Source organism: Pseudofrankia saprophytica (genome assembly GCF_000235425.2).
In the GTDB taxonomy this organism is placed as follows: domain Bacteria; phylum Actinomycetota; class Actinomycetes; order Frankiales; family Frankiaceae; genus Pseudofrankia; species Pseudofrankia saprophytica.
Window position 1 is genome coordinate 186,161 of sequence record NZ_KI912267.1, and the last position, 26,459, is coordinate 212,619.

Below are 26,459 nucleotides of genomic sequence, written 5' to 3' on the forward strand. Positions count from 1 at the left end.
AGGCTAGACGGAGCATGGCGCCGCAAGCCGGCCACCGACACAGTGTGGTCCGCGGCGGCACCGCAAGGGAAGCCCCCGCTCCCGCCGGTTTCGCGAACAGCGGTGTACGGGCCTACAGGCCCACGCACGGTCGGCAGGACAAGCTCAACTCGCAGGACCCAGGTTGTTGCCCACGAGGAGGACACCGTGCCCCCAGTCGCTCTGACCGTCGCGTCTGCCCCGGCCTGCCTGTCGTCCCGGCGAGCCGCCGCTGTCGCCCCGTGCCCGAGCACCGCGGAGGCCGTCCCGACGCCGATGCCCGTGCCGGCGCTCGCGCCCGTGCTCACGCCGGTCCACCAGGAGCAGCCGGCCGCGCGGCCGCGCCTGCGCCTCGTGACCCCCGCCACCACGCCGCGGGTCGACGAGGCCGAGATCGACGAGGCCGAGATCATCGAGATCGTCCACGGCCACGGCGGCCCCGCCTCCTGCCGCTGCCGCGCCTGCACGATGGCCCGCCACCCCGCCGCCGCGCTCCTCCCCCGCCTGACCGTCGTCCGCTGACCCGACTGGGCGAAGAGGTAGCAGAGGTAGCAGTACAGCCAGTGGTGCTCTGCCTGAGCCTCCCCGGCTCAGGCAGGCAGCATGGAGCCTTCACGAACAGCAAGAAGCCCTTCAGATCACCGAGGTGATCTGAAGGGCTTCGCTCTTACCAAATGAATCCCCGAGTCTGGCGAAGCCAGACACTGGGGGTCTGGGGGTGGCCCCCAGAGTAAAATCGCGGCTCACGGGAAGATGACCAAAGTCATCGAACAACGCGAGCCAGCTCGTAGCCCCGACCGGATTCGAACCGGCGCTACCGCCTTGAGAGGGCGGCGTCCTAGGCCACTAGACGACGGGGCCAGAACTTTGAAAAACATCTACCACGTGCTCGCCGCAGTATGTCTCCACCCCGCGACGTCCCACACCATACACGACATCCGCCCGCCCCAGTGGGCGGCCATCCCCCGGCCCCAGTGGGGGGTGTCGGGGGGCGAAGCCCCCTGACACGGGGGTTCCAGGGGGTCGCCCCCCTGGGCAGACATCAAAACCCCGGGAAGTCGATCAAAGACCGACGAACAGGGTTCTGCTGGGGTACCAGGACTCGAACCTAGACTAACGGAACCAGAATCCGTTGGGCTGCCAATTACCCCATACCCCATGGGATGCCCTCGCGGGCGAGGCCTACTGTACCGCATCCGGCGAGGGTGGTCGGGACCCAGGTCGGGACATCGGACCCAGCCGGCGAGGGCCGCTCCGGCATGGCCTGGGGGTGGGCTACGGGGACCGGGTGGATGGGCTCGATACGGTCGCTGGGTGCGTATCGCTAGGTTTACAGACGGCTCGGAGCCGGCCTTCGGCGTGGTGGAGGGCTCGGTCGAGCGCGGCGAGGCGACCATGGCCGCCCTGACGCCCCACCCGTTCGGGCCTTTCACGTTCACCGGGGCCCGCTGGCCGCTTGGTGAGGTGCGGCTGCTGGCGCCCGTGCTGCCGAGCAAGGTCCTCGCGGTCGGCAAGAACTACGCCGACCACGTGAAGGAGATGGGTGGCGACGCCCCGCCCGAACGCCCGATCCTCTTCCTCAAGCCATCCACCAGCGTCGTAGGACCAGGCGACCCGATCATCCATCCCGACCCGACGAGCCGGATGGACTACGAGGGCGAACTGGCGATCGTCATCAGCCGGCTGTGCCGGGACGTGCCGCAGGAGCGGGCGATGTCGGTCGTACTCGGATTCACCTGCGCGAACGACGTCACGATGCGCGAGCAGCAGAGCACCGACGGCCAGTGGACCAGGGCGAAGGGGCACGACAGCTTCTGCCCGTTGGGCCCGTGGATCGAGACCGACCTCGACCCTTCGAACGTCGGCATCCGCACCACCCTCGACGGCGAGGTCCGCCAGAACTCCACCACCGCGGCCCTCGTCCACACCATCCCGCGGCTGATCGCCTACATGTCGGCCGCGATGACGCTGCTGCCCGGCGACGTCCTGCTCACCGGCACGCCCGCCGGCGTAGGCCCGATGCGCCCCGGCCAGACGGTGGCCGTCACGGTCGACGGCGTCGGCACCCTCACCAACCCCGTCATCGCCCGCTGATCACGCCCCGGGAGCGGGCGCCGGACCATGTCGCCGCGGTGGGTGGCCTGCGACGGGACGAGGTCGGTCCGCCCACGCTCGGCACTGTGAGCTGGACCTGGGCCGGGTGGCTGCCCGGCTGACGCGGGTGTGGCAGAGAATTCGGAGCAGATCCGGCGGTGCGCCGCGGCCGGGGGTATGAAGACCCGGCCACACGACCTAGGTCAGCGGACCGTCGGCGGGTCCACCGACGAACTGAAACCGACAAGCAGAAACGGACGGAAGGAGCGGCATGACCGAGGCCCTCTACGACGTTGGCGCGCCCGAGCCCAAGCCGATCGACGAGGAGCTGAGCGTCAAGCTCGGCCACCTGGCGGAGGACGCGATCCTGCGCGGCAAGCCGAACCGCGACGAGCGGTGCGACAACTGCCTGTACTACCTCGACACCGACAAGGACATCTCGTACTGCTGGCACCCGAAGCTGCGGATCCTGGTCGGCGGCCCCTGGTGGTGCCAGTGGTGGGAAGAGATCCCCGAGGAGGGCTGACCCCTCCCGGTCCCGGCGGAATCCGGGCGGGCGGTACCGGCGGGCTGGGTCACGTGGGCACGGGGTGCGCGCGTGACCCAGCCCGCCGTCGCGTCAGGAGGTAGCCGGAGACATGCCTTGGGAACCCTTGGGGCCCTGTGAGCCCCAAGGGGCTAGCGGCGCTGCCCTGCCGCGCGCCGCGCGTCCCCACGAGGCTCGGTGGTCGCCTCGGCCGCCGACCGCCCGGCGGCCCGCCCGGCGCGCGCCGGGGGCGGCGAGACGAGCCAGGGGTGGCGCAGGTCGTGGTACGTCGGCTCGCCGGTGAGCTCGCGCATCTCGAAGAGGATCTCGTCGATCTCCGGGAGTTGCTCGCCGTGCTCGCCAGCCCGCGCCAGCTCCTCGGAGCTGAAGTAGAAGACCCGGACGAACCGGCCGTCAGGGCCGACAGCGGTCAGACCGCCCACGACGTCCTGCCGACCGTCGGGGAGGTAGCGCAGCAGCTCCTTCTCCAAGGAGCGCAGCCGGCCCGGGTCGGTGGTCCGGCCCTGGATGACCTGCACGAAGCCCGCGTCGTCGGAGCCGCCCTCGAGCATCAGCACCGCGTCGAGGAACTCGGTGGTGACCACCGGGCCCAGAAAGAGGCGTTCCGTCCTGGCCCACCATTCCTGGTGGTCGGAGCGGGCCGACAGCCTCGCCAGCGCTTCGACCGAGGCGAACCGGCTCAGGCAGATGAACCGGTCATCCTCGGTGATGCCGGCCGTCGAGCCCAGCCAGCCGGGCGCGTCCGGTCCAATGTCGGCGAGCCATCGCTCGTGCTGGGCCCGCATCGCCGCGCGGTCCGGCACCCTTCCCTGGATCACCTGCAAGAACATCGCGACCTCCGCACCGCGTCCCGTCCGTAACCACGAACGGACGGAACGTAACCCCAGGCGACCGCGACTTCGAACCGATCTCCCATGCGTCTCCCAGGCGCCTCCTAGGCGTGGGCGTCGGGATCCGGGATCTCGCCCTGGCGGCGCAGGCCGAAGGTGACGGCGTCCTGCAGGGCCTGCCAGGAGGCCGCGATGATGTTCTCGTCGACGCCGATGGTGTCCCAGCGCGACTGGCCGTCGCTGGTCTCCACCAGGACTCGGGTCACGGCGCCGGAGCCGTCCCGGCCGTCGAGGATGCGCACCTTGAAGTCGGTCAGGTCGACGTCCTTGAGGCCCGGGTAGGCCTTCGCGAGCGCCTCGCGCAGCGCCCTGTCGAGCGCGTTGACCGGTCCGTTGCCCTCGGCGGTGGAGACGTGCCGCTCGCCGCGGGTGGTGAGCTTCACGGTCGCCTCGCTCACGACCTCGCCGTCCGCGCGCTGCTCGACGATGACCCGCCAGCTGTCCAGCGTGAAGAAGCGCTCCGCGCCGTACACCTCGTCGCGCAGCACCAGCTCGAAGCTCGCCTCGGCGGCCTCGTAGGAGAAGCCGTTCGCCTCGCGCTCCTTGACCAGCTCGACGATCCGGCCGAGGGCCTCCTTCTCGCCGGACAGGTCCAGCCCGAGCTCCCGGCCCTTGAGCTCGATGGTGGCCCGGCCCGCGAGCTCGGAGACCAGCATCCGCATGTCGTTGCCGACCTGGGCCGGGTCGATGTGCTGGTACATGTCCGGATCGATCTTGACGGCGCTGGCGTGCAGGCCACCCTTGTGAGCGAAGGCGCTGGCGCCGACGTAGGGCCGGTGCGTGTCGGGGGTCGAGTTGGTGATCTCGTCGATGGCGTGCGAGACGCGGACCAGCTCCCGCAGCCGGCCGGTCGGCAGCACGGGCGTCGACAGCTTCGTCTCCAGGCCGGCGACGACGGTGAACAGGTTCGCGTTGCCGCAGCGCTCGCCGTAGCCGTTCGCCGCGCCCTGGACGTGGGTGACGCCCGCCTGCACGGCCACCAGGCTGTTCGCGACGGCGCAGCCGGAGTCGTCGTGGCAGTGAATCCCGAGGCGCGCGCCGGTCCCGTCGATCACGGCACGCACGGTCTCGCCGATCTGGGTCGGCAGCATGCCGCCATTGGTGTCACACAGGACGACGACGTCGGCGCCGGCCTCGGCCGCGGCGCGGACCACCTCCAGCGCGTAGGCCTCGTCGGCGCGGTAGCCGTCGAAGAAGTGCTCCGCGTCGACGAAGACCCGCTTGCCCTCGGCACGGAGGTGAACGACGGTGTCGCGGATCATGGCCAGGTTCTCGGCGAGCGTGGTGCGCAGTGCGCGCTCGACGTGCCGCCGGTCGGACTTGGCGACCAGGCACACGACCGGCGTCCCCGCGTCGCGCAGCGCGGCCACCTGCGGGTCGTCGGCAGCCGTCTTGCTGGCGCGCCGGGTGGAGCCGAAGGCGGTGAGCCTCGCGTTGTGCAGGGCCAGCTCGGTCTGGGCGCGGCGGAAGAACTCCGCGTCCTTCGGATTGGAGCCGGGCCAGCCGCCCTCGATGAAGCCGACACCGAGGTCGTCGAGGTGGCGGGCGACCGCCAGCTTGTCGGCGACGGAGAGCGAGAGCCCCTCCTGCTGCGTGCCGTCCCGCAGAGTCGTGTCGTAGATGTGCAGGGACTCGGGGTCGTATGGCCGCACGCTGTGCCTCTCACGGTGTCTCGGCTACAGGCCTCGGGTACGCAGCCCAATCGCGGGGTCGCGCGCTCTTCAGCCGGATCGCCCGTAGGCCTTCGGACGGGCGCCTGGCGGGCCTGATCGCGCGTCCCTCGGCCTGATTCCAGCGTATGACCGCCGAAGGGCGAAGAAAGACCACCACGCCGGCCGAGGCCGCGATCATCCGCTGGTACCCGTGTCCGGGACCCGCGTCATCCCCTGGGGCAGGGAGCCGCCGCCGGGGTGAGAACGGGCTGCACGCTCGTCCGCGGGCCGCAGGCGCCGCCAACTGCCGGCGCCGCCGGCTACCGAGGCGGCCGGCTCGATCAGCCGGCTCTCCGCCGTGGCTGCTCCGGGCGGTGGCCGTCTCCCGGGTCGTCACGCGTCCGGCCCACTGGGTTGGGTGGCCGGAACGCGCGACGAGGACGGGTTCACCGCCGGGTGTCCACCTTACGACGTAACACCTACGACACGCCGCGACTGTGTCTCAGGTCGCCCCCGTTAACCTGCCCAGCTCGGCGCCGGTCTGCTACGCAGAAATTACCCGAACGTCACGTGACCCTCGGCTATCGAAGCATCACAGAATGCCACAGCGTCGATCTCGGTGAGGGCGCGACTGAACCCCGCGCCTCGCCTCCGGCTTCGCGCGGGGGACACCGAAACGTGCGCCTGAGGAGCTAGTCGCCAGCGAAGCGGCGCAGGCGGTCCAGCTGGAGAATGGTGATCGTCTGACCCTCGGACAGGATCCACGTGCGTCGCTCGAACTCGCGCAGGGCCTGGTTGACCGACTGACGAGAACCGCCGAGCAACGACGCGATCTCCGTCTGGGTGAGCCCCAGCTCGATGACCGGCCGGCCGGCCTCACGCGTCCGCATCAGCAGCAGTTTGGCGACCCGGCGCGGAAGGTCCAGGAAGACCAGGTCCGCGTTGGCACCGGTGAGCCGGCGCACATGCGCGACCAGAGCCCGGATGAGCTGCTCGGCCACCGCCGGGCGCTCCTTGACGAGCTCCCAGACAGCCGTCCGGTCGAGCACGAGCGCGGTACTGGGCTCGAGCGCCTCGACGCTCGCCGACCGGGTACCCGGCTCGACGATGTTCAGTTCGCCAATCGTCTCCCGCGGGCCGTGAATGTTCAGCACATGGTCACGGCCGTCGTCGGCCTTGGTGAGCACCTTCAGCCGGCCCTGGGCCACCACCAGCAGGGTGTCCGCGGGCTCCCCCTCGGTGAAGACAACCTGGCCCCGTCGGTACCGGCGCGTCACCGCGCGGGCAGCGAGTCGCCGCAGGTCCTCCTCGTCGAGCTCCTTGAGCAGCGTGGTCGCCCGGAGCAGCGCGACCGCCTCGTCGTCGTCGAGCATGGGCGAGACGTTAGCGGCTTTCACCTGTCTCCTGCTGCCCACATCACGCAGAACACGCCCGAATCGTGTTTCTGACGGGTGCGGCGCCGTAAATGCGCCAACCTCGCGCCAAACAGGGGCCACGCCCGCCATCGCTAGGCGGTAACGCGCTGCTGATTCCAGCAACGCACAACGTCACGCATCGACAAGATTCCAGCCACCGTTCCACCCTCGGTAACGACCAGGTGGCGAAAACCGCCACGGAGCATGGCGTCCGCGGCTGTATCGAGCGACCAGTCCGGATCCGCGAACACAAGGTCACGAGTGAGGTGGTCGGCAGCGATCTCCACGTCCGCGTCCTTGCCCTCGGCCAGTGCCAGCAGGAGGTCCCGCTCGGTCAGGATGCCGTAGCCCGCGCCATCGGTATCCAGCACGACCGCCGCGCCGACCCCGCGCCCGGCCATCAGCCGCGCCGCCTGCCGAAGCGTGTGCCCCGGCCCGATCATCAGCACCAACGCGCTCATTCCATCCGAAACCCGCATGAGAACCTCCGACTGGACGGCGCTTGTGCGCTTGTGAAATCGGCTATGCAGGCAAGGTAAGGTCCGATCCGCCATCTGACCAGACCCCCGCCTCCGCCCGGCGCGCCGCGTACCACGCCCGGCGCACGACGGCCGTCGCGTGCCGGCACCCGCGCCGAGGGCCGCGCCGCCTACCCGGAGGTGCCATGACCTGGCCATCCGTGCAGGCGGCGCACCCGCCACAAAGCGACGTGCCCCCGGCCAGTCCTGGCCGGGGGCACGCGGAAATCCGTCAGGTACTCGGTTACTCGCCGACGAACTCGTTCCAGTCCTTGTAGCGGTCGAGCTGACCCGTGGTGGCCTGGTGGAAGATCTCGGCGATCTCGCGGGTGACCGGGCCGGGACGACCGGTACCGATCGCGCGGTCGTCGACCTCGGCGATCGGGACGATCTCGGCGGCCGTGCCGGTGAAGAACGCCTCGTCGGCCAGGTAGAGGTCGGTACGCACGATGTGCTTCTCGACGACCTCGTAGCCCTGGTCCGCGGCGATCTGCATGACGGAGGCCCGGGTGATACCGCCGAGCGCGCCGTCGGTGAGCGGCGGGGTGATGAGAGCCCGCCCGACGACGATGAAGACGTTCTCGCCGGAGCCGTCGGCGATGTGGCCGGTCGGGCTGGTGAGGATCGCCTCGTCGTAGCCGCCCTTGATGGCCGCGACCTTCGCGAGCGACGAGTTGAGGTACTGGCCCGTGGCCTTGGCGGCCGGCGGGGTGATGTTGACGTCGTTGCGCCGCCAGCTGGAGATGATGACGCGGCAGCCCTTCTCCAGCGCCTCCTCACCCAGGTAGGCCCCCCATGGCCAGACGGCGATCATCGACTCGACCTTCGACGGCAGCGGGTTGAGGCCCATCTCGCCGTAGCCGAGGTAGATCAGCGGCCGGATGTAGCAGGACTGGATGTTGTTCGCCGCGACGGTGTCCTTGGTCGCCTGGACGAACTGCTCCCGGGTGAAGTCCGGCTCCATCATGTAGATCTTGGCGCTGCGGTAGAGCCGGGCGATGTGGTCGGTCAGCCGGAAGACCGCGGTGCCTCGGGGGGTCTCGTACGCCCGGATGCCCTCGAACACCCCCCAGCCGTAGTGAAGGGTCGGGGTCAGGACGTGGATGCGGGCGTCGTCCCAGTCGACGAGATCCCCGTTCATCCAGATCTTCGAGGTCGGCGTGATGGCCACAGGCGTACTCCTCAGCAGGGCACCGATAGGAAGCCGGTCGAGCGGAGCTCGACTCAAGGGTCCGGAGGTCGGGATCCCCGGGGGTCCGCGCCAGCGGATCCCCGGGGGAGGTGTCCCCCGGGCAAATATCGCGGGCCACGGGAAGCTGACTAATGGTCAGCGAGCAGGGTGACCCGCCACGGGGCCGAGCTTCGCCGTGGTCTGGCCCTGTCGGCTGCCGTCGTACCGGATCTACGGCTCTATCGAGGATAGCCGTTCGACGTCCGAGTGAGGAGTAGCCATGAATATCGGACGTCCATCGATCCCAGCCCGGTGCCGAGGAACGCTCGACACCGGGCTCCGGGCAACTCCGGAATCGTCTCCGCGCCGGGGCCGCAGGGGTCGCGAGCCGGCGGGGAGACGTCCGTGGCCTGGGATCGCCCGAGATCGCCCGAGATCGCCCGAGATCGCCTGGGATGGCCTGGGATGGCCTGGGATGGCCTGGCGTGGCTGAGCTACGAGGCGGAGGTCGCGCGCTGGGCCAGGTCCTCGCCGACCTCGCGGGTCGACGAACGGTGGCCTGGAGCCGTGGCACGGGCCGCGAGCGAGCCGGCGACCGCCTGCTCGACGCGCGCCGCCTCGGCGGTAAGGCCGAGATGGTCGAGCAGCATGGCGACCGAGGCCACGGTGGCTGTCGGGTCGGCGATGCCCTTGCCGGCGATGTCCGGGGCGCTGCCGTGAACCGGCTCGAACATGCTCGGGTGCGCGCCGGAGGGGTCGAGGTTGCCGCTGGCCGCGAGCCCGATGCCGCCGGTGACCGCGGCTCCGATGTCGGTGATGATGTCGCCGAACAGGTTGTCGGTGACGATCACATCGAACCGAGCCGGATCGGTGATGAAGAACATGCTCGCCGCGTCGGCGTGCTGGTAGTCGACGCTGATCTCGGGGAACTCGGGCGCGACCTCGGCCACGGTCCGCGACCACAGGTCGCCGGCCTTCGTGAGCACGTTGTTCTTGTGAACGAGGGTGAGCTTGCGCCGCGGGCGGCGCTGGGCACGGCGGAAAGCGTCCCGAACCACCCGCTCGACGCCGAACCGGGTGTTGATGCTCTCCTCGGTCGCGATCTCCTGTGGGGTGCCCTTGCGCAGCACGCCCCCGGCACCGGCATATGGGCCCTCGGTGCCCTCCCGGACGACGACCATGTCGATGGTCGGGTCGCCCGCCAACGGCGAGGTCACCCCCGGGTACAACTTCACCGGGCGCAGGTTGACATGGTGGTCGAGCTCGAACCGCAGGCGCAGCAGCAGACCCCGCTCCAGTACGCCGGAGGGCACACCGGGATCGCCGACGGCGCCGAGCAGGATCGCGTCGTGCCCGCGGAGCTCCCCGAGCACCGAGTCGGGCAGTGTCTCGCCGGTCTCCCGCCAGCGGCGCGCACCGAGGTCGTACTCGGTGGTCTCCACCTTGTCGTGCACCGCCCGAAGGACCCGCAGGCCCTCCGCGACCACCTCCGGGCCGATCCCGTCGCCACCGATAACCGCAAGCTTCATGGCCGTTCAGCCTATCCGCCGACGACCGGACGCTCTCGGGGCGTCGGACCGACGGCCCGCACCGCCCCGAGAGGATTGGCTACAAAACGCGTCCAACCGCACACGGCTGAGCTGCCCGCCAGGCGCCCAAAACCAGGCACCCGAGGAGACCTCCTGGCCCACCCAACCTGGCCGACGGCGCCCAACCTGGCTCCATCACAGACTGTGGCCGATGATGGTGTCCGGGGACATCACCACCGACCACAGTCAATGATCGAATAACGGAGTGTGGTCGATGGTCGCCTCTCCGAAGGAGACCATCGACCACGGTTCGCACGAAATCAGGTCGCGGCGCGGGTGCGGGCCGCGCGGTTGACCGCGCTCACGACGGCGCGCAGCGAGGCGGTGACGATGTTCGGGTCGACACCGACGCCCCAGAACACCCTGCCGCCGTCGGCGTCCTCCACCTGGACCTCCAGGTAGGCGGCGGCGCGGGCGTCGGCGCCGGCGCCGATCGCGTGCTCGTGGTAGTCGTGCACCCTGACGGTCACGCCCCTGGTCGACAGCGCGTCGACGAACGCGTCGATCGGCCCGTTGCCGGTACCGATCAGCACCTCCTCGGCGCCGTCCCGGCGGACCGAGACATTCACCTCATCACGCGCCCCCTCGCCGGCGGACGTCGTGAACCGGACGACCTCCAGCGCCGGGTGACCCGCGGTGGAGTCGAGGAAGTACTCCTCGCGGAACATGTCCCACAGCGCGGCGGCGGTGACCTCGCCGCCCTCACCGTCGGTGTGCCGCTGGACGACCTGGGAGAACTCGATCTGCAGCCGGCGCGGCAGGTCCAGTCCGTGCTCGGACTTCAGCAGGTAGGCGACGCCACCCTTGCCGGACTGGCTGTTGACCCGGATGACCGCCTCGTAGGTGCGGCCGACGTCCTTCGGGTCGATCGGCAGGTACGGCACCTCCCACAACCGCTGCCCGGTCCGATCCATCGCCTCGAGGCCCTTCTTGATGGCGTCCTGGTGGGAGCCGGAGAAGGCCGTGTAGACGAGGTCGCCGCCGTAGGGGTGGCGGGGGTGGACGGGCAGCTGGTTGCAGTACTCGGTGGTCCGGCGGATTTCGTCGATGTCGGAGAAGTCGATCATCGGATCGATGCCCTGGGAGAACAGGTTCATCCCCAGGGTGACCAGGCAGACGTTGCCGGTCCGCTCGCCGTTGCCGAACAGGCAGCCCTCGACCCGGTCCGCGCCGGCCAGCACGCCCTGCTCCGCGGCGGCGACCGCGCAGCCACGGTCGTTGTGCGGGTGCAGCGACAGCACCACGGCGTCGCGGCGGGTCAGGTTGCGACCCATCCACTCGATCTGGTCGGCGTACACGTTCGGCGTCGACATCTCGACGGTGGCCGGCAGGTTCAGCACGACCGGGCGGTCCGCCGTCGGCTCCCACACGTCCATCACGGCCTCGCAGACCTCGACGGCATAGTCGAGTTCGGTGCCGGTGAACGACTCGGGGCTGTACTGCCAGCGCAGGTCGGTGCGGTCGTCCAGCAGCTTCTCGGCGTACTGGACGGTCCAGCGGGCGCCCTGGACGGCGATCTCCGTGATCCCGGCGCGATCCTGGCCGAAGACGACTCGCCGCTGCAGGGTGGATGTCGAGTTGTACAGGTGCAGCAGCGCCTTGCTGGAGCCGACCAGGGACTGCACGGTCCGCTCGATCAGCTCCTCGCGGGCCTGCGTCAGCACCTGGATGGTGACGTCGTCCGGGATCAGGTCGCTCTCGATCAGCTGGCGGATGAAGTCAAAGTCGGTCTGGCTGGCCGCGGGGAAGCCGACCTCGATCTCCTTGTAGCCCATCCCTACCAGCAGCTCGAACATCTTCAGCTTGCGTTCGGGCGTCATCGGGTCGACCAGCGCCTGGTTGCCGTCACGCAGATCGACGCTGCACCACAGCGGCGCCTTGGTGATCTGGGCGTCCGGCCACGTCCGGTCCGGCAGCGCCACCGGCTGGAACGGCCGGTACTTGTCGATGGGCATGCCAGAGCTGGCCTGCGAATTGTTGATCACTGCAGCTGCTTCCTGTCGGGACTCTCAGCTTTGAGAGTCACCCGGGTGCTGACGCGCGGGGACGGTGCCGCCGATAGGAGACGCGCCCCGAGATTCACCGCGACGGGGAAGCCAGCCGGAAGTCAGGCCCCGCCGCGGCGGCTAAGGAGCAGGCCGGCCAGCCGTGGCCGCGAGAGCGGCGACAGCGGCGAGGCAGGAAGCGAGGCACACATGGCGCCAACACAGTACCCCAGCCGCGGACCTCGTCCAGCTAGTCCAGGTAGTCGGCTATCGGGCAGACCAGTCACGGGGCAGCTGAGCGGGCGCGGTGTGGCCCAGGTCCCAGAACACAATCGACCCGCGAAGGGCTTGACTCGCACCGGGATCGTCAGCCAAGGTAGGCGGGTGCGTCTGAGCCTTCTTGTACGCGGAGAGCGTGCGTAGTCGATCGCCCCAGCCAGCCTGGGACAGACTCGTACGCAGCCCCTCAGTGCCCTTGGCACGAGGGGCTTTTTAGTGCCCGCAGTGACATCAAGGACTGAGCTCACCCCCGGCCAACGTCAAGGAAGACGGCAGATGACTAGAGAGATCACCGGAGCCCAGTCGCTCGTCCATTCCCTGGAAGCGGTCGGGGCCGACGTTGTCTTTGGCATCCCGGGCGGCGCGATCCTGCCCGCCTACGACCCGCTGTACGACTCGACGCGGGTCCGGCACATCCTCGTCCGTCACGAGCAGGGCGCCGGGCACGCGGCGGAGGGCTACGCGCAGGCGACGGGCAAGGTCGGCGTCTGCATGGCCACCTCGGGCCCCGGAGCGACGAACCTGGTGACCCCGATCGCCGACGCCTACATGGACTCGGTGCCGATCGTCGCCATCACCGGCCAGGTCGCCCGCGCCTCGATCGGGACGGACGCCTTCCAGGAGGCGGACATCTGCGGCATCACGATGCCGATCACGAAGCACAACTTCCTGGTCCAGTCCGCCGACGACATCCCGCGCACGATCGCCGAGGCGTTCCACCTGGCATCCACCGGCCGGCCGGGCCCCGTGCTCGTCGACCTGCCGAAGGACGTCATGCAGTCGCTCACGTCGGTGCTGCCGCACGAGGTGTGGCCGCCGGCGCTCGACCTGCCCGGCTACCGGCCGGTGACCCGCCCGCACGCCAAGCAGGTGCGCGAGGCGGCCAAGATGATCAGCTCGTCACGCCGGCCTGTGCTCTACGTCGGTGGCGGCGTGCTCAGGTCCCGCGCCGCCGCGGAGCTGCGCATCCTCGCGGAGCTGACCGGCATCCCGGTGGTCACCACGCTGATGGCACGGGGCGCCTTCCCCGACTCGCACCACCTGCACCTGGGCATGCCCGGCATGCACGGCTCGGTGGCGGCCGTCACCGCGCTGCAGAAGGCGGACCTGCTGATCGCGCTGGGCACCCGGTTCGACGACCGGGTCACCGGCAAGCTGTCGACGTTCGCGCCGCACGCGCAGATCATCCACGCCGACATCGACCCGGCCGAGATCGGCAAGAACCGGGCCGCCGACGTGCCGATCGTGGGCGACTGCCGGGAGGTCATCGCCGACCTGATCGGCGCGCTGCAGGCCGAGACCCGCTCCGACCTGGGCGGCTGGTGGGAGCAGCTGAACAGGTGGCGCGGGACCTACCCGCTCGGTTACACGGAGCCCGCGGACGGCTCGCTCGCGCCGCAGTACGTCATCCAGCGGATCGGGCAGATCGCCGGCCCGGACGCCGTCTACACCGCCGGCGTCGGCCAGCACCAGATGTGGGCGGCGCAGTTCATCTCGTACGAGAACCCGTACACGTTCCTGAACTCCGGCGGCGCCGGGACGATGGGCTACGCCGTGCCGGCGGCGATGGGCGCCAAGGTCGGCCGCCCCGACACGACCGTCTGGGCTATCGACGGCGACGGCTGCTTCCAGATGACCAACCAGGAGCTCGCGACCTGCGCGCTGGAGGGCATCCCGATCAAGGTCGCCGTCATCAACAACGGGGCGCTCGGCATGGTCCGCCAGTGGCAGACGCTGTTCTACGACCAGCGCTACTCGAACACCAACCTCGGCACCCACCCGACCAGCTCCCGCACCGGCGCGAAGCGGGTCCCGGACTTCGTCCGGCTCGCCGAGGCGCTCGGCTGCGTCGGGCTGCGCTGCGAGACGGCCGCCGACGTCGACAGCACGATCGAGAAGGCGATGGCGATCGACGACGCGCCGGTGGTCATCGACTTCGTCGTCCACCCCGACGCGATGGTGTGGCCGATGGTCGCCGCCGGCTCGAGCAACGACGAGATCAAGGTCGCCCGTGACCTCGCTCCCGACTTCGACTACAGCGGCGACGCCGAAGTGAACCTCTAGTGCGCCGCAGGTGCCCCTCCTTCGCTCGTTCGGTTCGAAAGGCGCAGACGCCGTGACCAGCCACCACACGCTGTCCGTTCTCGTCGAGAACAAGCCCGGAGTCCTGGCCAGGGTGGCCAGTCTGTTCTCCCGGCGCGGTTTCAACATCGAGTCGCTGGCCGTCGGGCCGACCGAGCACAGCGACGTCTCCCGAATGACGATCGTCGTCGCCGTCGACGAGCTGCCGCTGGAGCAGGTCACCAAGCAGCTCAACAAGCTCGTCAACGTGCTGAAGATCGTCGAGATGGACCCCGACGTCTCGGTCCAGCGCGAGCTGCTGCTCGTCAAGGTGCGCGCCGACGCGTCCGCCCGCTCGCAGGTGCTCGAGCTCATCGGCCTGTTCCGGGCCAAGGTCGTCGACGTGGCCTCCGATGCCGTCACCATCGAGGCGACCGGCACCCATGACAAGCTGGACGCGCTGGTCCGGGTCCTGGAGCCGTTCGGGATCAAGGAGCTGGTCCAGTCCGGCATGGTCGCGCTCGGCCGCGGCTCCCGCTCGATCACCGACCGCAGCCTGCGCGCCCTGGAGAGAACCGCCTAGGCGACGCCTGGGCGGCGCCTCCCGACCCACCAGCCCTGGGTCTGCGATCATGCCGGTCGCCGGTCGTCCGGCTCTGGAAACGCCAATCCGCGCGCGTGCGCAGCACGTGCACCGGTACCACGAACACGCAACGAGGAGATCGCGCACGATGGTCGAGATCTACTACGACGACGACGCCAACCTGGAGGACCTCGCCGAGCGCAAGGTCGCGATCATCGGGTACGGCAGCCAGGGCCACGCGCACGCGCTGAACCTGCGGGACTCGGGCGTCGACGTCCGCGTCGGCCTGCCGGAGACCAGCAAGAGCCGCGCGAAGGCCGAGGAGGAGGGCCTGCGGGTCGTCACCCCGTTCGAGGCCGCCGCCGAGGCGGACATCATCATGATCCTCGCGCCCGACACGGCGCACCGCAAGATCTACGCCGAGTCGATCCTGCCCAACCTCAAGGCGGGCGACGCGCTGGCCTTCGGTCACGGCTTCAACATCCGCTACAACCTGATCACCCCGCCCGAGGGCGTCGACGTCTTCATGATCGCCCCCAAGGGCCCGGGCCACCTGGTCCGCCGGGTGTTCCAGGAGGGCAAGGGCGTCCCCTGCCTCGTCGCGGTCGAGACCGACGCGACCGGCAAGGCCCTGGCGACCGCGCTCGCCTACGCCAAGGGCATCGGCGGCACCCGCGCCGGCACGCTGCGCACCACCTTCACCGAGGAGACCGAGACCGACCTGTTCGGCGAGCAGGCGGTGCTCTGCGGCGGCGCGTCCGCACTGGTCCAGGCCGGGTTCGAGACCCTCGTCGAGGCCGGTTACCAGCCGGAGATCGCCTACTTCGAGTGCCTGCACGAGCTCAAGCTCATCGTCGACCTCATGTACGAGGGCGGCATCTCCCAGATGCGCTACTCGATCTCCGACACCGCCGAGTACGGCGACGTCACCCGCGGCCCGCGGGTGGTCACTCCGGCGGTCAAGGGTGAGATGCGCAAGATCCTCGACGAGATCCAGGACGGCACCTTCGCGCGCGAGTGGGTCGCCGAGGACGACGCGGGCCGCCCGAACTTCACCAAGCTCGTCGAGGACGGCAAGACCCACCAGATCGAGAAGGTCGGTTCCAAGCTCCGCTCGATGATGTCCTGGATCTCCAGGTAGGAGCCTTCCGACCAGGTCGCTCGGGTCGCGGCGCCGCCAGCTCCGGGCGGCGGTGACCCGAGGTGCCGGTCGCATTCACGGCCCGTTTGGTGACGGTTGACCAACCGTCACCAAACGGGCCGTGTTTATGAGACGAGCGTCACACTGATCGCCCGGTAGGCTCTGGCGGCCGGGGATGCGTGCCCATGTCGCCCGGGGCGGTGGCCGAGCCGCATCTCTGTGCTCTCGATGAGGAGATCCCAGTGCCCGTCGTACTCGTTGCCGAGGAGCTTTCGCCGGCCGGGCTGGAGGTACTGTCCGGGGACTTCGAGGTCCGCCACGTGGACGGCGCCGACCGGTCGGTGCTGCTGCCCGCGCTCGCCGACGTGGACGCGGTGATCATCCGGTCTGCGACGAAGATCGACGCCGAGGCGCTGGCCGCCGCGCCCAGGCTCAAGGTCGTCGCCCGCGCGGGCATCGGCCTGGACAACGTCGACATCCCCTCGGCGACGACCCGGGGCGTCATGGTCGTCAACGCGCCGCTGTCGAACATCGTCAGCGCCGCCGAGCACGCGATCGCGCTGCTGCTCGCCGTCGCCCGCCGGGTGCCAGCGGCCGACAAGTCCCTGCAGAACGGCGAGTGGAAGCGCTCGAAGTACACCGGTGTCGAGTTGACCGAGAAGGTCGCCGGCGTCGTCGGCCTCGGCCGGATCGGGCAGCTGGTCGCGCAGCGGCTGGCGGCGTTCGGCATGCAGCTGGTCGCGTACGACCCCTACCTCGCGCCGGCCAGAGCCGCGCAGATGGGTGTTCGCCTCGTCGACCTCGACGAGCTGCTGCGGATCAGCGACGTGATCACGATTCACCTGCCGAAGACCCCGGAGACCCTCGGGCTCATCGGCGCGGACGAGCTGACGAGGACCAAGCGGGGCGTGATCGTCATCAACGCGGCCCGGGGCGGCCTGGTCGACGAGCGGGCGCTCGCCGAGGCGGTGCGCTCGAAACAGGTCGGCGGCGTCGGCGTCGACGTCTTCCTCAAGGAGCCGACCACCGCCTCGCCGCTGTTCGGCCTGGAGAACGTCGTCGTCACCCCGCACCTGGGGGCGTCGACAAACGAGGCACAGGAGAAGGCGGGCCTCGCGGTCGCCCGCTCGGTGCGCCTGGCGCTGCAGGGCGAGTTCGTGCCGGACGCGGTCAACGTCCAGGCCGGTGGCGTGGTCGCCGAGGAGGTCCGGCCCGGCCTGTCGCTGGCGGAGAAGCTCGGCCAGGTGTTCACCGGCATCGCCGGCGGCCTGCCGTCGAACCTGACCGTCGAGGTCCGCGGCGAGATCACCGAGTTCGACGTCTCCGTGCTGCAGCTGGCCGCCCTCAAGGGGGTGTTCGCCGACGTCGTCGAGGAGCAGGTCACCTACGTGAACGCTCCGCTGCTCGCCAAGGAGCGCCATGTCGAGGTCGCGCTCGAGACCCACCGCGAGAGTCCCGACTACCGCAACCTGGTGACGCTGCGCGGCGCGCTGCCCGACGGCACCGTGGTCTCGGTCGCGGGGACGCTGGTCGGCACCCGGCAGGTCGAGAAGATCACCGCGATCGACGGGTTCGAGGTGGACCTGCGGCCGGAGGCCCACCTGGCGTTCTTCCGGTACGAGGACCGGCCGGGCATCGTCGGCGCCATCGGCGAGCTGCTGGGCGACGCGAGTATCAACATCGCGAACGCACAGGTCAGCCGCGTGGAGGCGGGTGGGCAGGCACTGATGTCGCTGTCCCTGGACGACGCCGTCCCCGCCGACATCCTGCAGGAGATCGCGAGGATCATCGGCGCGCCCTACGCTCGCGCCGTCAGCGTCACCGTCGGCCGCTAGCACCGCCCGCCGCTTCCCCGCCGCTCCCCCGCCGGGTCGCTGCCGCTCGCGCTCGCAGATCCGAGAACGACCTGGACGGGCGCGAAACCGGTGGGGAAGACGTTGGGGGGCCGTTGGCACCGACGACAGTTCCGTCTCGCGCCGTGGGTGAATATGGCCCGCGCCGGAACGGCACTACACGTGGTCACTCTATTACCGGGCGTCGATTCCCGAGGCCGATCAGCCCATCGCGCGCGCGCCGGCAGCCGGCGACCATGGGGCATTCGTTGTGGTCTGTACAGTCGTTGAGGGAAAGACCATCGTGATGGGCCGGCGCGGGTTTACCGTTGCTCCCATGGCGTCGCCGGAGCGGGAGCCCGCGGAGCACCGGGATCCCTTCGAGAACCTGCATCTGGATGATGGTTTCGTCCGGGCTGCCCGGTTCATCGAGCCGTCCGCGGCCGAGCGCGGCCGGTCGGTCGACCGCCGGGATCCAGGGCGTTGCCAGGTCGTACCGGCCAACCGCCGGCTGCCGGCTGGCATGCACCGGATGGTCTGGGCGCCGCGGCCGGGTTTCCGTCGCCGCAGGGCCGCCCGCGTCGTCGCCTTCCTCGCCGTGCTCGCCGGAGTGATCAGCATCGTCGTCGCGCTGCGGCACAGCAACCGGGCGGCCACGACGGCCGGCGCGGCCTCGGGTAGCACGGTCATGAACCCCACCGCCTCCGCGCCGTTGGCGCCGCACACCGCCGGTGGAGTGCTCGTCCCGCCGGCGCTCCTGTCGTCGCTGCGCGTGGGCGACTGCGTGAACTGGGACCCGGCAAGCGCCGCGGGGGCCGAGAGCGCCAAGGTCGTGCGCTGTGGCCAGCCGCATCGGGTCGAAGTCATCAAACTGGTCGACCTGAGTGGGAACCTGCCCGGCGTATGGCCAGGTGAGAGCAATCTTGACAGCCTGGTGCAGTCCAGCTGTGGCGACGCGTTCAACAACTACGTGAGCCACGTGTCACCGGGGCGCTCCCCGGTCTCCGGGCACGCGCAGCCGGGCGCCTCCCCGGTCTCCGGCGCGCTGGAGCCCAATGCCGCCGCCTGGGACAAGGGCGTGAAGACGCTCGCCTGCACCGCGCAGCTCCCCGGGCTGACGTCACTGATCGACCAGCTCGGCGCCGTCGCCACACCGGCCTGACGCCCACCGGCCACGCGTCCGGTCTCGCCGGCCACACTCCTGGTCCCGCCGGCCACCGGTCCGGCTCCCCCCGGGTACCTCGACCTACCCGGCGATCATCACCTTAAGTAATCAACTTCGCGCATCCCACGCCCCTGCTGCGGCGCCTACCACCCGAGCCGAGCACAACGAGCGGAGGATGGCTACGCAGCGTAAGGTACGGCGGTCGGAACCCCGGTGAAGACACCCGGGGAATTGTCCTAGACACGGACCGTCGTGAGGATCGGGGGGTGGCGCCGTGCCACTGACTCCAGGCGGTTTCACGGCCATGCCAGGCCGTCGGCGCCGCGGGTCGCGCCGCGGGGCCGCTCTCGCGGCGGCCCTGGTCGTCCTGCTCGGCGCCGGGGCCGGCGGCGGCTACCTCTGGAAGGTCCAGCGGGACCATGCGGCGGCCGACCGGGCCGTCCGGGCGACCGCCCTGGCCTATCTCGCGGCCTGGCGCTCGATCGACGACGCCACTCCCCCGTCCGTGACGCCGGCCGTGGGAGGCGGCGGCGTGCCGATCTCGCCAACCCCACCCGCCGGGCCGACCACCTCGGTGGCGCCCGCCGCGCTCGTCCTGCCCGCCGCGGCCGCCCCCGGAACGGCCCTGCCCAGCGACGCCGCCACGCGTGGCCGCCAGGGCACCGGTGCCGGTGCTGGTGGGGGTGCCGGCGGGGGTGCTGGTGGGGGTGGCGGCGGGGGTGCCGGCGCTGGTGCAGGCGCGGGTGCGGGTGCGGGCCAGGCCGGGATCACCGCAGTGACCGTCCCGGGCGACGTCGACGTTCCCACGCTCATCGCGGCGATGGCCGACATGCGCGACCGGCTGCGGCTGACCGACGCGGCGTTCGCCCTCGGCGACGCCCACCGCGACGCCACCACCGCGACCGTCCCGTACACGGCGACCCTTCACCTCGCGGGTGAGCCCGCGCCCTGGCCGTACTCCGGCAAGCTGACGCTGACGAAGGCCACCGACGGGTGGAAGGTGCGGGCACTGCTCGGTTCCGTACACCCCCAGCTCGCGCCGGGCCTGCACTTCGACCGCACCGGGTCGACGGCGCGGCGCGGCGAGCTCCTCGACCGCGCCGGCCAGCCGCTGGCGACGGATCCGGAACTCGCGGGCAACCTGATCGGCCAGGTGTCCCCGCCAAGCGGCCTGCAGCGGGCCTACGACAACCGGCTCGCGGCGAGCGGCGGCCAGGTCGTGCTGCGCGACGCGCGGGGCGCCGTCGTGGCGACGCCGTACAGCTGGACGATGGCCGCCGGCGAGAAGATCCGCACCACCGTCGACCTCGGGGTGCAGCGGGCGGCGGAACAGGCGCTGGCGACCTCGCGGTGGCCGGCGGGCGCGCTGGTGGCGATCGACGTCCGCACCGGCGGCGTCCTGGCCCTGGCGAACCATCCCCTCAACGGCTACGGACGGGCGCTGCGCGGCACCTACCCGCCCGGCTCCACCTTCAAGATCGTGACAGCGACCGCGGCACTGATGAGCGGCCGCGATCGGAACACCATGCTGGACTGCTCCGCGACGGCCTCCGCCGGAGGGCGCAGCTTCTCCAACGCCGAGAACGAGAAGTTCGGGCCGCTGACGCTGCGCGACGCGTTCGCGCGCAGCTGCAACACCGCCTTCATCAATCTGGCCGGCTCGCTGCCGCCGGACGCGCTGGCCCGGGCCGCCCGCCTGTACGGCTTCGACGGAAACCCGCCGCTGCCGATCGCGAGCGTCGGCGGTCTCTTCCCGACGCCGAAGGACGTTGTGGAGACGGCGTCCGCGTCGATCGGCCAGGGCCGGGTGGCTGCCTCCCCGCTGCAGATGGCGAGCGTCGCCGCCGCCGTGGCCAGCGGCGCCTGGCGCGCGCCGTTCGTGGTCGGCGGCCCCACCCGGACGAACCAGCTACCGCCGAAGATCCTCCCGGACCTGCGCGCGTTCATGCGGGCGGTGGTCACCGACGGGACCGCGGCGGGCGTGCCGTTCCCCGGTGAGGTCTTCGGCAAGACCGGCACCGCCGAGTACATCGACGGCAACCCGCCGCCGACGCACGCCTGGTTCGTCGGCTACCGCGGCCCGGTCGCCTTCGCGGTCCTCATCGAGAACGGCGGCTTCGGCGCCGAGTCCGCCGCTCCCGTCGCCGCCGCCTTCCTCAACGCCCTCGACGGCAACCTGCCCGCCCCGTCCACCACCGCGAGCTCCGCGCCCGCCGGCGCGCCCGCCGACACCCCCGGCTGAGATCAGGGCGCGGCGGGTTCGGCGGGCAGGATCCGGCGTAGCGGGGGGCGCTGGTAGTGGGCGGGGCGGCGGGTCCACTCGCGGGGGTAGCCGAGGGAGACCTCCTCGAAGCGGACGCCGTCGTACACCGTGGTGCGGGGGATGTGCAGGTGGCCGTAGACGACCGCGGCGGCGCGGAAGCGCAGGTGCCAGTCGGCGGTCAGCTCGGTGCCGCACCACTGGGCGAACTCGGGGTAGCGCAGCACCCTGGTCGGCTCCCGGACCAGCGGGAAGTGGTTGACCAGCACGGTCGGCGGGCCGTCCGCCGGGAGCTCGGCCAGCCGCTTCTCGGTCTGCGCGACCCGGGTCCGGCACCAGTCGTCCAGGGTCGGGAACGGGTCGGGGTGCAGCAGGAACTCGTCGGAGCAGACCACGCCGGTGGAGTGGGCGTAGGCGAGCGCCTCGGCCTTCGTCGACGTGCCCGCGGGGCGGAACGTGTAGTCGTAGAGCAGGAACATCGGCGCGATGACCACCGGCCCGCCGGGACCGTCCCAGACCGGGTACGGGTCCTCGGGGGTGAGCACGCCCAGCTCGCGGCAGATGTCGACGAGGTGCCAGTAGCGGGCGACCCCGCGCAGCTGGACCGGGTCGCGCTTGGGCGTCCACAGCTCGTGGTTGCCGGGCACCCAGACCACCCGGGCGAACCTGCTCGCGAGCAGCGCGAGCGCCCAGCGGATCTCGTCCACGAAGTCCGCGACGTCACCGACCACGAGCAGCCAGTCGTCGTCCCCGGTCGGACGCATCGCCTCGACGACGGCCCGGTTGTCCGGGTATCGGACATGGAGATCGCTGGTGGCGTACAGCGTCCCGGTCGAGGCGGCCATCGGGCTCCATGCTCCCATACCGGACGCCCTCAGCGGCAGCGCGGCGACCCCGCGGTCCGGCGGACCGTGGCGGCTCAGCGAGCCCATAGGCTCGCCCATCCAACGCGGTCCCACGGCGGTAGTGGGAAGTGTGGTGGATGGGAGCGTCCATGGACGCGCCCATCCACCACGATGTCGTCGGTCAGGCGGCGCCGAGGCGTTCCAGGAGGAGGGAACGGATGGTGGCGGCGTCGGCCTGGCCCTTCATCGCCTTCATGACGGCGCCGACGAGCGGGCCGACGGCGTTGAGCTTGCCGGCGCGGACCTTGTCGGCGATGTCGGGAGCGGTCGCGATCGCCGTGTCGACGGCGGCGGACAGCGCCGAGTCGTCCGTGACGACCGCGAGGCCGCGGGCGGCGACGACCTGGTCCGGGTCGCCCTCGCCGGCGAGCACCCCGTCGATCACCTTGCGGGCGAGCGCGTCGGTGAGGCTTCCCTCGGCGATCAGCTCGATGACGCGAGCCACCTGCACCGGCTGGATCGCGAGCTCGGCCGGGGTGACGCCGGAGTCGGCCGCGCGCCGGGCCAGCTCGTTGAGCCACCACTTGCGGGCGGCCGGGGCCGACGCGCCGGCGGCGATCGTCTGCTCGACGAGGTCGAGCGCGCCGGCGTTGCGCAGGTCCACCAGGTCGCGCTCGGAGAAGCCATGCTCGGCGATGAGCCGCGCGCGCCGCTGCGAAGGCATCTCCGGCAGCGAGGCGCGGACCGCCTCGACGTACTCCCGGGACAGGGCCACCGGGGCCAGGTCGGGCTCGGGGAAGTACCGGTAGTCGGTCGCCTCCTCCTTCGACCGGCCCGACGACGTGCGCCCGGAGGCCTCGTCGAAGTGGCGGGTCTCCTGGATGATCCGCTCCCCGGCGTCGAGCCGTCCGGCCTGCCGGACGATCTCGGAGCGGATGGCACGCTCGACGGAACGCAGCGAGTTGAGGTTCTTCGTCTCGCTGCGGGTCCCGAACGGCTTCTCCGCCTCGCCCGGGCCGACCCGAAGGCGCAGCGACACGTTCGCGTCGCAGCGCAGCGAGCCCTGCTCCATCCGGACGTCGGACACGGCGAGCGCGCGACACAGCTCGCGCAGCTCCTCGACGTAGGCGCGGGCCACCTCGGGCGAGCGCACGTCCGGTTCCGTGACGATCTCGACGAGCGGGATGCCCGCCCGGTTGTAGTCGACCAGCGAGTGGGTCGCCCCGTGGATGCGCCCGGTCGCGCCGCCGACGTGCAGCGACTTGCCGGTGTCCTCCTCCATATGCACCCGGGTGATGCCGACCCGGTGCAACTCGCCGTCGACCTCGACCGCCAGCCACCCGTTCACGCACAACGGCTCGTCATACTGGCTGGTCTGAAAGTTCTTCGGCATGTCCGGGTAGAAGTAGTTCTTCCGGGCGAAACGGGACCAGCCGGCGATCTGGCAGTTCAGCGCCAGCCCGATCATCACGGCGAACCGGACCGCCGCCTCGTTGATCACCGGTAGGGCCCCGGGCAGGCCGAGGCAGACCGGGCAGACCTGACTGTTCGGCGGCGCGCCGAAGCCGGTCGCGCAGCCGCAGAACATCTTCGACGCGGTGCCGAGCTCGACGTGCGTCTCCAGGCCGATCACCGGCTCGTAGCGGGCGAACGCGTCCTCGTAGGACGGGGTGGCAATGACGGCGGCCGGGGTACTCACCTGGACTCCTCGACGTCTGATGTGTCGGTCTTGACCGCGGTGGCGGCGTCGGCCGGCTGGCCGGGCGCCTCGTCCTCGCTCTCGCCAGGGCCCGGACCCGGCGTGCCGCCGGAGCCGGCGTCCGGCCCCGGGCGCCCCGGGCGGGTGTCGCGGAAATGGACGCGGGTGAGGTAGATCGCGGCCAGCAGCCCGACCGTTCCCCACACCAGCAGGATCGGGCTCCTGGAGAGCCCACCGAGAACGAGCACGATGACGGTGAGGACCCACACCGCGATCAGCAGCGTCCGGTCCTGCCGCGTGCTGCGCAGCTTGACCATGGCGGTTGTCCTTCCGTGTGGTACGGCGTTTCAGCGGTACGGCGCGATCGCGATCCGGCTGCTGGACGCCGCGCCGGCTAGAGAGCGGGGGCGGCGTCCAGGAAGCGGTGGCCACGGCGGGCGTCGAGGGCGGTTTCCAGCGCGCCGCCGACCTGGTACAGGCGGTCGTCGGCGAAGGCCGGAGCCATGATCTGGAAACCGACCGGCAGGCCCTCGGACAGGCCGGCCGGCACGCTCATCGCCGGCACGCCCGCGAGGTTCGCCGGGATCGTGCACAGGTCGTTGAGGTACATCGCGATCGGGTCGTCGACCTTGGCCCCGATCGGGAACGCGACCGTGGGCGTGGTCGGCGACACCAGGACGTCGACCTGCTCGAACGCCGCGGCGAAGTCGCGGCTGATCAGCGTCCGCACCTTCTGCGCCTGGCCGTAGTAGGCGTCGTAGTAGCCGCTCGACAGGGCGTAGGTACCGAGGATGATGCGGCGCTTGACCTCGGGGCCGAAGCCGGCCGCGCGGGTGCGGCTCATGACCTCCTCGGCGCCGGCCACCCCGTCGTCGCCGACCCGCAGGCCGTAGCGCATCGCGTCGAACCGGGCCAGGTTGGACGAGCACTCGCTGGGCGCGATCAGGTAGTAGGCCGCCAGCGCGTAGTCGAAGTGCGGGCAGCTCACCTCGATGATCTCGGCGCCGAGCTGGGCGAGCAGCGCGACCGCCTCGTCGAAGCGGGCCTGCACCCCCGGCTCGTAGCCCTCGCCGGACAGCTCGCGCACGACGCCGATCCGCATGCCGAGCACCTCGCGGCGGGCCGCGGCCTCGACGATCTGGGGCACCGGCCCGTCGACGCTGGTGGAGTCCATCGGGTCGTGCCCCGCGATCGCGGCGTGCAGCAGCGCGGCGTCGGTGACGGTGCGGGCGAGCGGGCCGGCCTGGTCGAGCGAGCTGGAGAACGCCACCAGGCCGTAGCGGCTCACCCCGCCGTAGGTCGGCTTCACGCCGACGAGGCCGCAGACGGCGGCCGGCTGGCGGATGGAGCCACCGGTGTCGGTGCCGATCGCCAGCGGCGCCTCGAACGCGGCGACGGCGGCCGACGAACCGCCGGAGCTGCCGCCGGGGATGCGGCTGAGGTCCCAGGGGTTGCGGCTCGGCCCGTAGGCGGAGTTCTCGGTGGACGAGCCCATCGCGAACTCGTCCATGTTCGCCTTGCCGAGGATCACGACGTCGGCGGCGCGCAGCCGGGCCGTCACGGTCGCGTCGTACGGCGGGTGCCAGCCCTCGAGGATCCTGCTGCCGCAGGTCGTCGGCATTCCTCTGGCGGTGAGCACGTCCTTGAGCGCGAGCGGGACGCCCGCGAGCGGGCCGAGCCGCTCGCCGGCGGCGCGGCGGGTGTCGACGCCGGCCGCGGCGGTGAGCGCGCCCTCGGCGTCGACGTGCAGGAAGGCGTGGACGGCGTCGTCGACCTTGGCGACCCGGTCGAGCGCCGCCTGGGTGGCCTCGACGGCGGAGAGCTCGCCGGCCGCGATCGCGGCCGCGGTCTCGGCGGCGGTGAGCCGGACGACGTCGGTAGGTACGTCGGTCATGGCTGCTGTCGGTCCCTCACATGTCTATGAGCCAGAGGGGGTGCGAAAACGATCTTCCTTCGCGCTCCCGGAGGCTGCTGTCTCTGAAGTCTGGCGGCATCGGATGCGCGGCCCGCCGCGGGGCCCGCCTGGTGGCTCGTGACCCCTCGCGACCGCTCCCGCCCGGCGACCGACGCCGGGAGCGGTGAAGCGGGCTCACTCGTCCGGGTCGAGGATGCGGGGCACCCGGAAACGGCCGTCTTCGCTCGCCGGGGCGGCAGCCAGCGCCTCGTCGGCCGGGAGCGACGGCCGGGTCACGTCGGCCCTGAAGACGTTGGTCAGCGGCACCGCGTGGCTGGTCGGTGGGATGTCCGCCGCCGCGACCTCGGCAACCCGGGCGACGGCGGACAGGATCTGGTCGAGCTGAGGGGCGAGCGCGTCGAGCTCGGCGTCGGACAGCGACATCCGCGACAGGCGGGCGAGGTGCGCGACCTCGTCCCGGGTGATGGCCATGGCGGTAGGCCCCCTCATCGGCGGCGGGCGCGAGCCCACCGATCGTCAGCTACGGCGGGCGCGGTGCCCACCGATTTTCTTCACCGGCCGCGGTCGCCAGGGCCCTGTCACGGTCGTCCGCGACCGTCCGCACGGCGGCCACGGGCCGCTCGGGCAGCCGCTACGGCGTGACCAGGCGGGCCTGGGCGACCAGCCGGGCCTGGCCGCGCCGGGGCGTCCTGGGCGCGACGGCGCCGGACGCGATCCGCGACGACCGGCGACGCCACGGCGTATCTGCGTGTCGGTGTGATGTCATCGTACGGGTCGGCGGGTGTCCTTCGCCGTGGCCC

General features: G+C 71.2%; 21 protein-coding genes and 2 tRNA genes. 9 read left to right on the forward strand and 14 right to left on the reverse strand.

Annotation, left to right across the window (positions count from 1 at the left end; genetic code table 11):
• Positions 1 to 186: 186 nt before the first annotated feature.
• Entirely contained in the window at positions 187 to 540 is a 354-nt protein-coding gene (locus tag FRCN3DRAFT_RS0235335) for a hypothetical protein (RefSeq protein ID WP_007516347.1), read from the forward strand.
• Positions 541 to 806: 266 nt separating this feature from the next.
• On the opposite strand, the gene FRCN3DRAFT_RS0235340 is transcribed toward FRCN3DRAFT_RS0235335, so the two are convergent.
• Positions 807 to 879: transfer RNA gene (locus FRCN3DRAFT_RS0235340), tRNA-Glu, on the reverse strand.
• A gap of 226 nt (positions 880 to 1,105) precedes the next feature.
• Positions 1,106 to 1,177 (reverse strand) — tRNA-Gln (locus tag FRCN3DRAFT_RS0235345).
• Between the two features lie 155 nt (positions 1,178 to 1,332).
• Here FRCN3DRAFT_RS0235345 and FRCN3DRAFT_RS0235350 point away from each other — a divergent pair.
• Together FRCN3DRAFT_RS0235350 and FRCN3DRAFT_RS0235355 are read left to right on the forward strand one after the other, a co-directional pair.
• Positions 1,333 to 2,112, forward strand: coding sequence for a fumarylacetoacetate hydrolase family protein (locus FRCN3DRAFT_RS0235350; RefSeq protein ID WP_007516346.1), 780 nt, complete (start codon positions 1,333 to 1,335; stop codon positions 2,110 to 2,112).
• 271 nt (positions 2,113 to 2,383) lie between these two features.
• Positions 2,384 to 2,638, forward strand: a complete 255-nt coding sequence (locus tag FRCN3DRAFT_RS0235355) for a hypothetical protein (RefSeq protein WP_007516345.1) — start codon at positions 2,384 to 2,386, stop codon at positions 2,636 to 2,638.
• Positions 2,639 to 2,790: 152 nt separating this feature from the next.
• Here the strand turns inward: FRCN3DRAFT_RS0235355 and FRCN3DRAFT_RS0235360 are convergent, their stop codons facing one another.
• The 7 genes from FRCN3DRAFT_RS0235360 to leuA all read right to left on the reverse strand — a co-directional run bounded on the left by FRCN3DRAFT_RS0235360 (position 2,791) and on the right by leuA (position 11,849).
• Complete coding sequence (locus FRCN3DRAFT_RS0235360) at positions 2,791 to 3,489, reverse strand: hypothetical protein (RefSeq protein WP_007516344.1); 699 nt, start codon at positions 3,487 to 3,489, stop codon at positions 2,791 to 2,793.
• Between the two features lie 104 nt (positions 3,490 to 3,593).
• A complete protein-coding gene (gene cimA, locus FRCN3DRAFT_RS0235365; protein ID WP_007516343.1) occupies positions 3,594 to 5,201 on the reverse strand; it encodes a citramalate synthase in 1,608 nt (535 codons plus the stop codon).
• Between the two features lie 692 nt (positions 5,202 to 5,893).
• Positions 5,894 to 6,598: a Crp/Fnr family transcriptional regulator gene (locus tag FRCN3DRAFT_RS0235370; RefSeq protein WP_007516342.1), complete on the reverse strand. Its 705-nt coding sequence runs from the start codon at positions 6,596 to 6,598 to the stop codon at positions 5,894 to 5,896.
• A gap of 110 nt (positions 6,599 to 6,708) precedes the next feature.
• Positions 6,709 to 7,095, reverse strand: a complete 387-nt coding sequence (locus tag FRCN3DRAFT_RS0235375; RefSeq protein ID WP_007516341.1) for a CBS domain-containing protein — start codon at positions 7,093 to 7,095, stop codon at positions 6,709 to 6,711.
• Positions 7,096 to 7,378: 283 nt separating this feature from the next.
• Positions 7,379 to 8,305: a branched-chain-amino-acid transaminase gene (ilvE, locus tag FRCN3DRAFT_RS0235380; RefSeq protein WP_007516340.1), complete on the reverse strand. Its 927-nt coding sequence runs from the start codon at positions 8,303 to 8,305 to the stop codon at positions 7,379 to 7,381.
• 494 nt (positions 8,306 to 8,799) lie between these two features.
• Positions 8,800 to 9,834 carry a 3-isopropylmalate dehydrogenase gene (locus tag FRCN3DRAFT_RS0235385; RefSeq protein WP_007516339.1) on the reverse strand — a complete coding sequence of 345 codons (1,035 nt, stop codon included), beginning with the start codon at positions 9,832 to 9,834 and terminating at the stop codon, positions 8,800 to 8,802.
• Positions 9,835 to 10,154: 320 nt separating this feature from the next.
• Positions 10,155 to 11,849, reverse strand: a complete 1,695-nt coding sequence (gene leuA, locus FRCN3DRAFT_RS0235390; protein ID WP_035931100.1) for a 2-isopropylmalate synthase — start codon at positions 11,847 to 11,849, stop codon at positions 10,155 to 10,157.
• A gap of 534 nt (positions 11,850 to 12,383) precedes the next feature.
• On the opposite strand from leuA, the gene FRCN3DRAFT_RS0235395 reads away from it, so the two are divergent.
• The 6 genes from FRCN3DRAFT_RS0235395 (at position 12,384) to FRCN3DRAFT_RS47795 (ending at position 21,182) form a co-directional block, all read left to right on the forward strand.
• A complete protein-coding gene (locus FRCN3DRAFT_RS0235395; RefSeq protein WP_269799871.1) occupies positions 12,384 to 14,222 on the forward strand; it encodes an acetolactate synthase large subunit in 1,839 nt (612 codons plus the stop codon).
• Between the two features lie 52 nt (positions 14,223 to 14,274).
• Positions 14,275 to 14,802 carry an acetolactate synthase small subunit gene (gene ilvN, locus FRCN3DRAFT_RS0235400; protein ID WP_007516336.1) on the forward strand — a complete coding sequence of 176 codons (528 nt, stop codon included), beginning with the start codon at positions 14,275 to 14,277 and terminating at the stop codon, positions 14,800 to 14,802.
• A 148-nt stretch (positions 14,803 to 14,950) separates the two neighbouring features.
• Positions 14,951 to 15,943, forward strand: a complete 993-nt coding sequence (gene ilvC, locus FRCN3DRAFT_RS0235405) for a ketol-acid reductoisomerase (RefSeq protein WP_007516335.1) — start codon at positions 14,951 to 14,953, stop codon at positions 15,941 to 15,943.
• Between the two features lie 242 nt (positions 15,944 to 16,185).
• Complete coding sequence (gene serA, locus FRCN3DRAFT_RS0235410; RefSeq protein ID WP_007516334.1) at positions 16,186 to 17,778, forward strand: phosphoglycerate dehydrogenase; 1,593 nt, start codon at positions 16,186 to 16,188, stop codon at positions 17,776 to 17,778.
• A gap of 334 nt (positions 17,779 to 18,112) precedes the next feature.
• Positions 18,113 to 18,937, forward strand: a complete 825-nt coding sequence (locus tag FRCN3DRAFT_RS0235415) for a septum formation family protein (RefSeq protein WP_232794348.1) — start codon at positions 18,113 to 18,115, stop codon at positions 18,935 to 18,937.
• A 307-nt stretch (positions 18,938 to 19,244) separates the two neighbouring features.
• Complete coding sequence (locus tag FRCN3DRAFT_RS47795) at positions 19,245 to 21,182, forward strand: penicillin-binding transpeptidase domain-containing protein (protein ID WP_007516332.1); 1,938 nt, start codon at positions 19,245 to 19,247, stop codon at positions 21,180 to 21,182.
• A 2-nt stretch (positions 21,183 to 21,184) separates the two neighbouring features.
• Here FRCN3DRAFT_RS47795 and FRCN3DRAFT_RS0235425 read toward each other — a convergent pair whose 3' ends face one another.
• From FRCN3DRAFT_RS0235425 to gatC, 5 genes are all read right to left on the reverse strand, one after another.
• Complete coding sequence (locus tag FRCN3DRAFT_RS0235425) at positions 21,185 to 22,045, reverse strand: metallophosphoesterase family protein (protein ID WP_027141233.1); 861 nt, start codon at positions 22,043 to 22,045, stop codon at positions 21,185 to 21,187.
• A 181-nt stretch (positions 22,046 to 22,226) separates the two neighbouring features.
• On the reverse strand, positions 22,227 to 23,744 hold the full coding sequence (gene gatB / locus FRCN3DRAFT_RS0235430; protein WP_007516330.1) for an Asp-tRNA(Asn)/Glu-tRNA(Gln) amidotransferase subunit GatB: 1,518 nt from the start codon (positions 23,742 to 23,744) through the stop codon (positions 22,227 to 22,229).
• Positions 23,741 to 24,061, reverse strand: coding sequence for a hypothetical protein (locus FRCN3DRAFT_RS0235435; RefSeq protein WP_007516329.1), 321 nt, complete (start codon positions 24,059 to 24,061; stop codon positions 23,741 to 23,743). The genes gatB and FRCN3DRAFT_RS0235435 overlap by 4 nt, the downstream gene beginning before the upstream one ends.
• Positions 24,062 to 24,138: 77 nt before the next feature.
• A complete protein-coding gene (gene gatA / locus FRCN3DRAFT_RS0235440) occupies positions 24,139 to 25,638 on the reverse strand; it encodes an Asp-tRNA(Asn)/Glu-tRNA(Gln) amidotransferase subunit GatA (RefSeq protein WP_007516328.1) in 1,500 nt (499 codons plus the stop codon).
• A 195-nt stretch (positions 25,639 to 25,833) separates the two neighbouring features.
• Positions 25,834 to 26,130, reverse strand: coding sequence for an Asp-tRNA(Asn)/Glu-tRNA(Gln) amidotransferase subunit GatC (gene gatC / locus FRCN3DRAFT_RS0235445; RefSeq protein ID WP_007516327.1), 297 nt, complete (start codon positions 26,128 to 26,130; stop codon positions 25,834 to 25,836).
• Between the last annotated feature and the right edge of the window lie 329 nt (positions 26,131 to 26,459).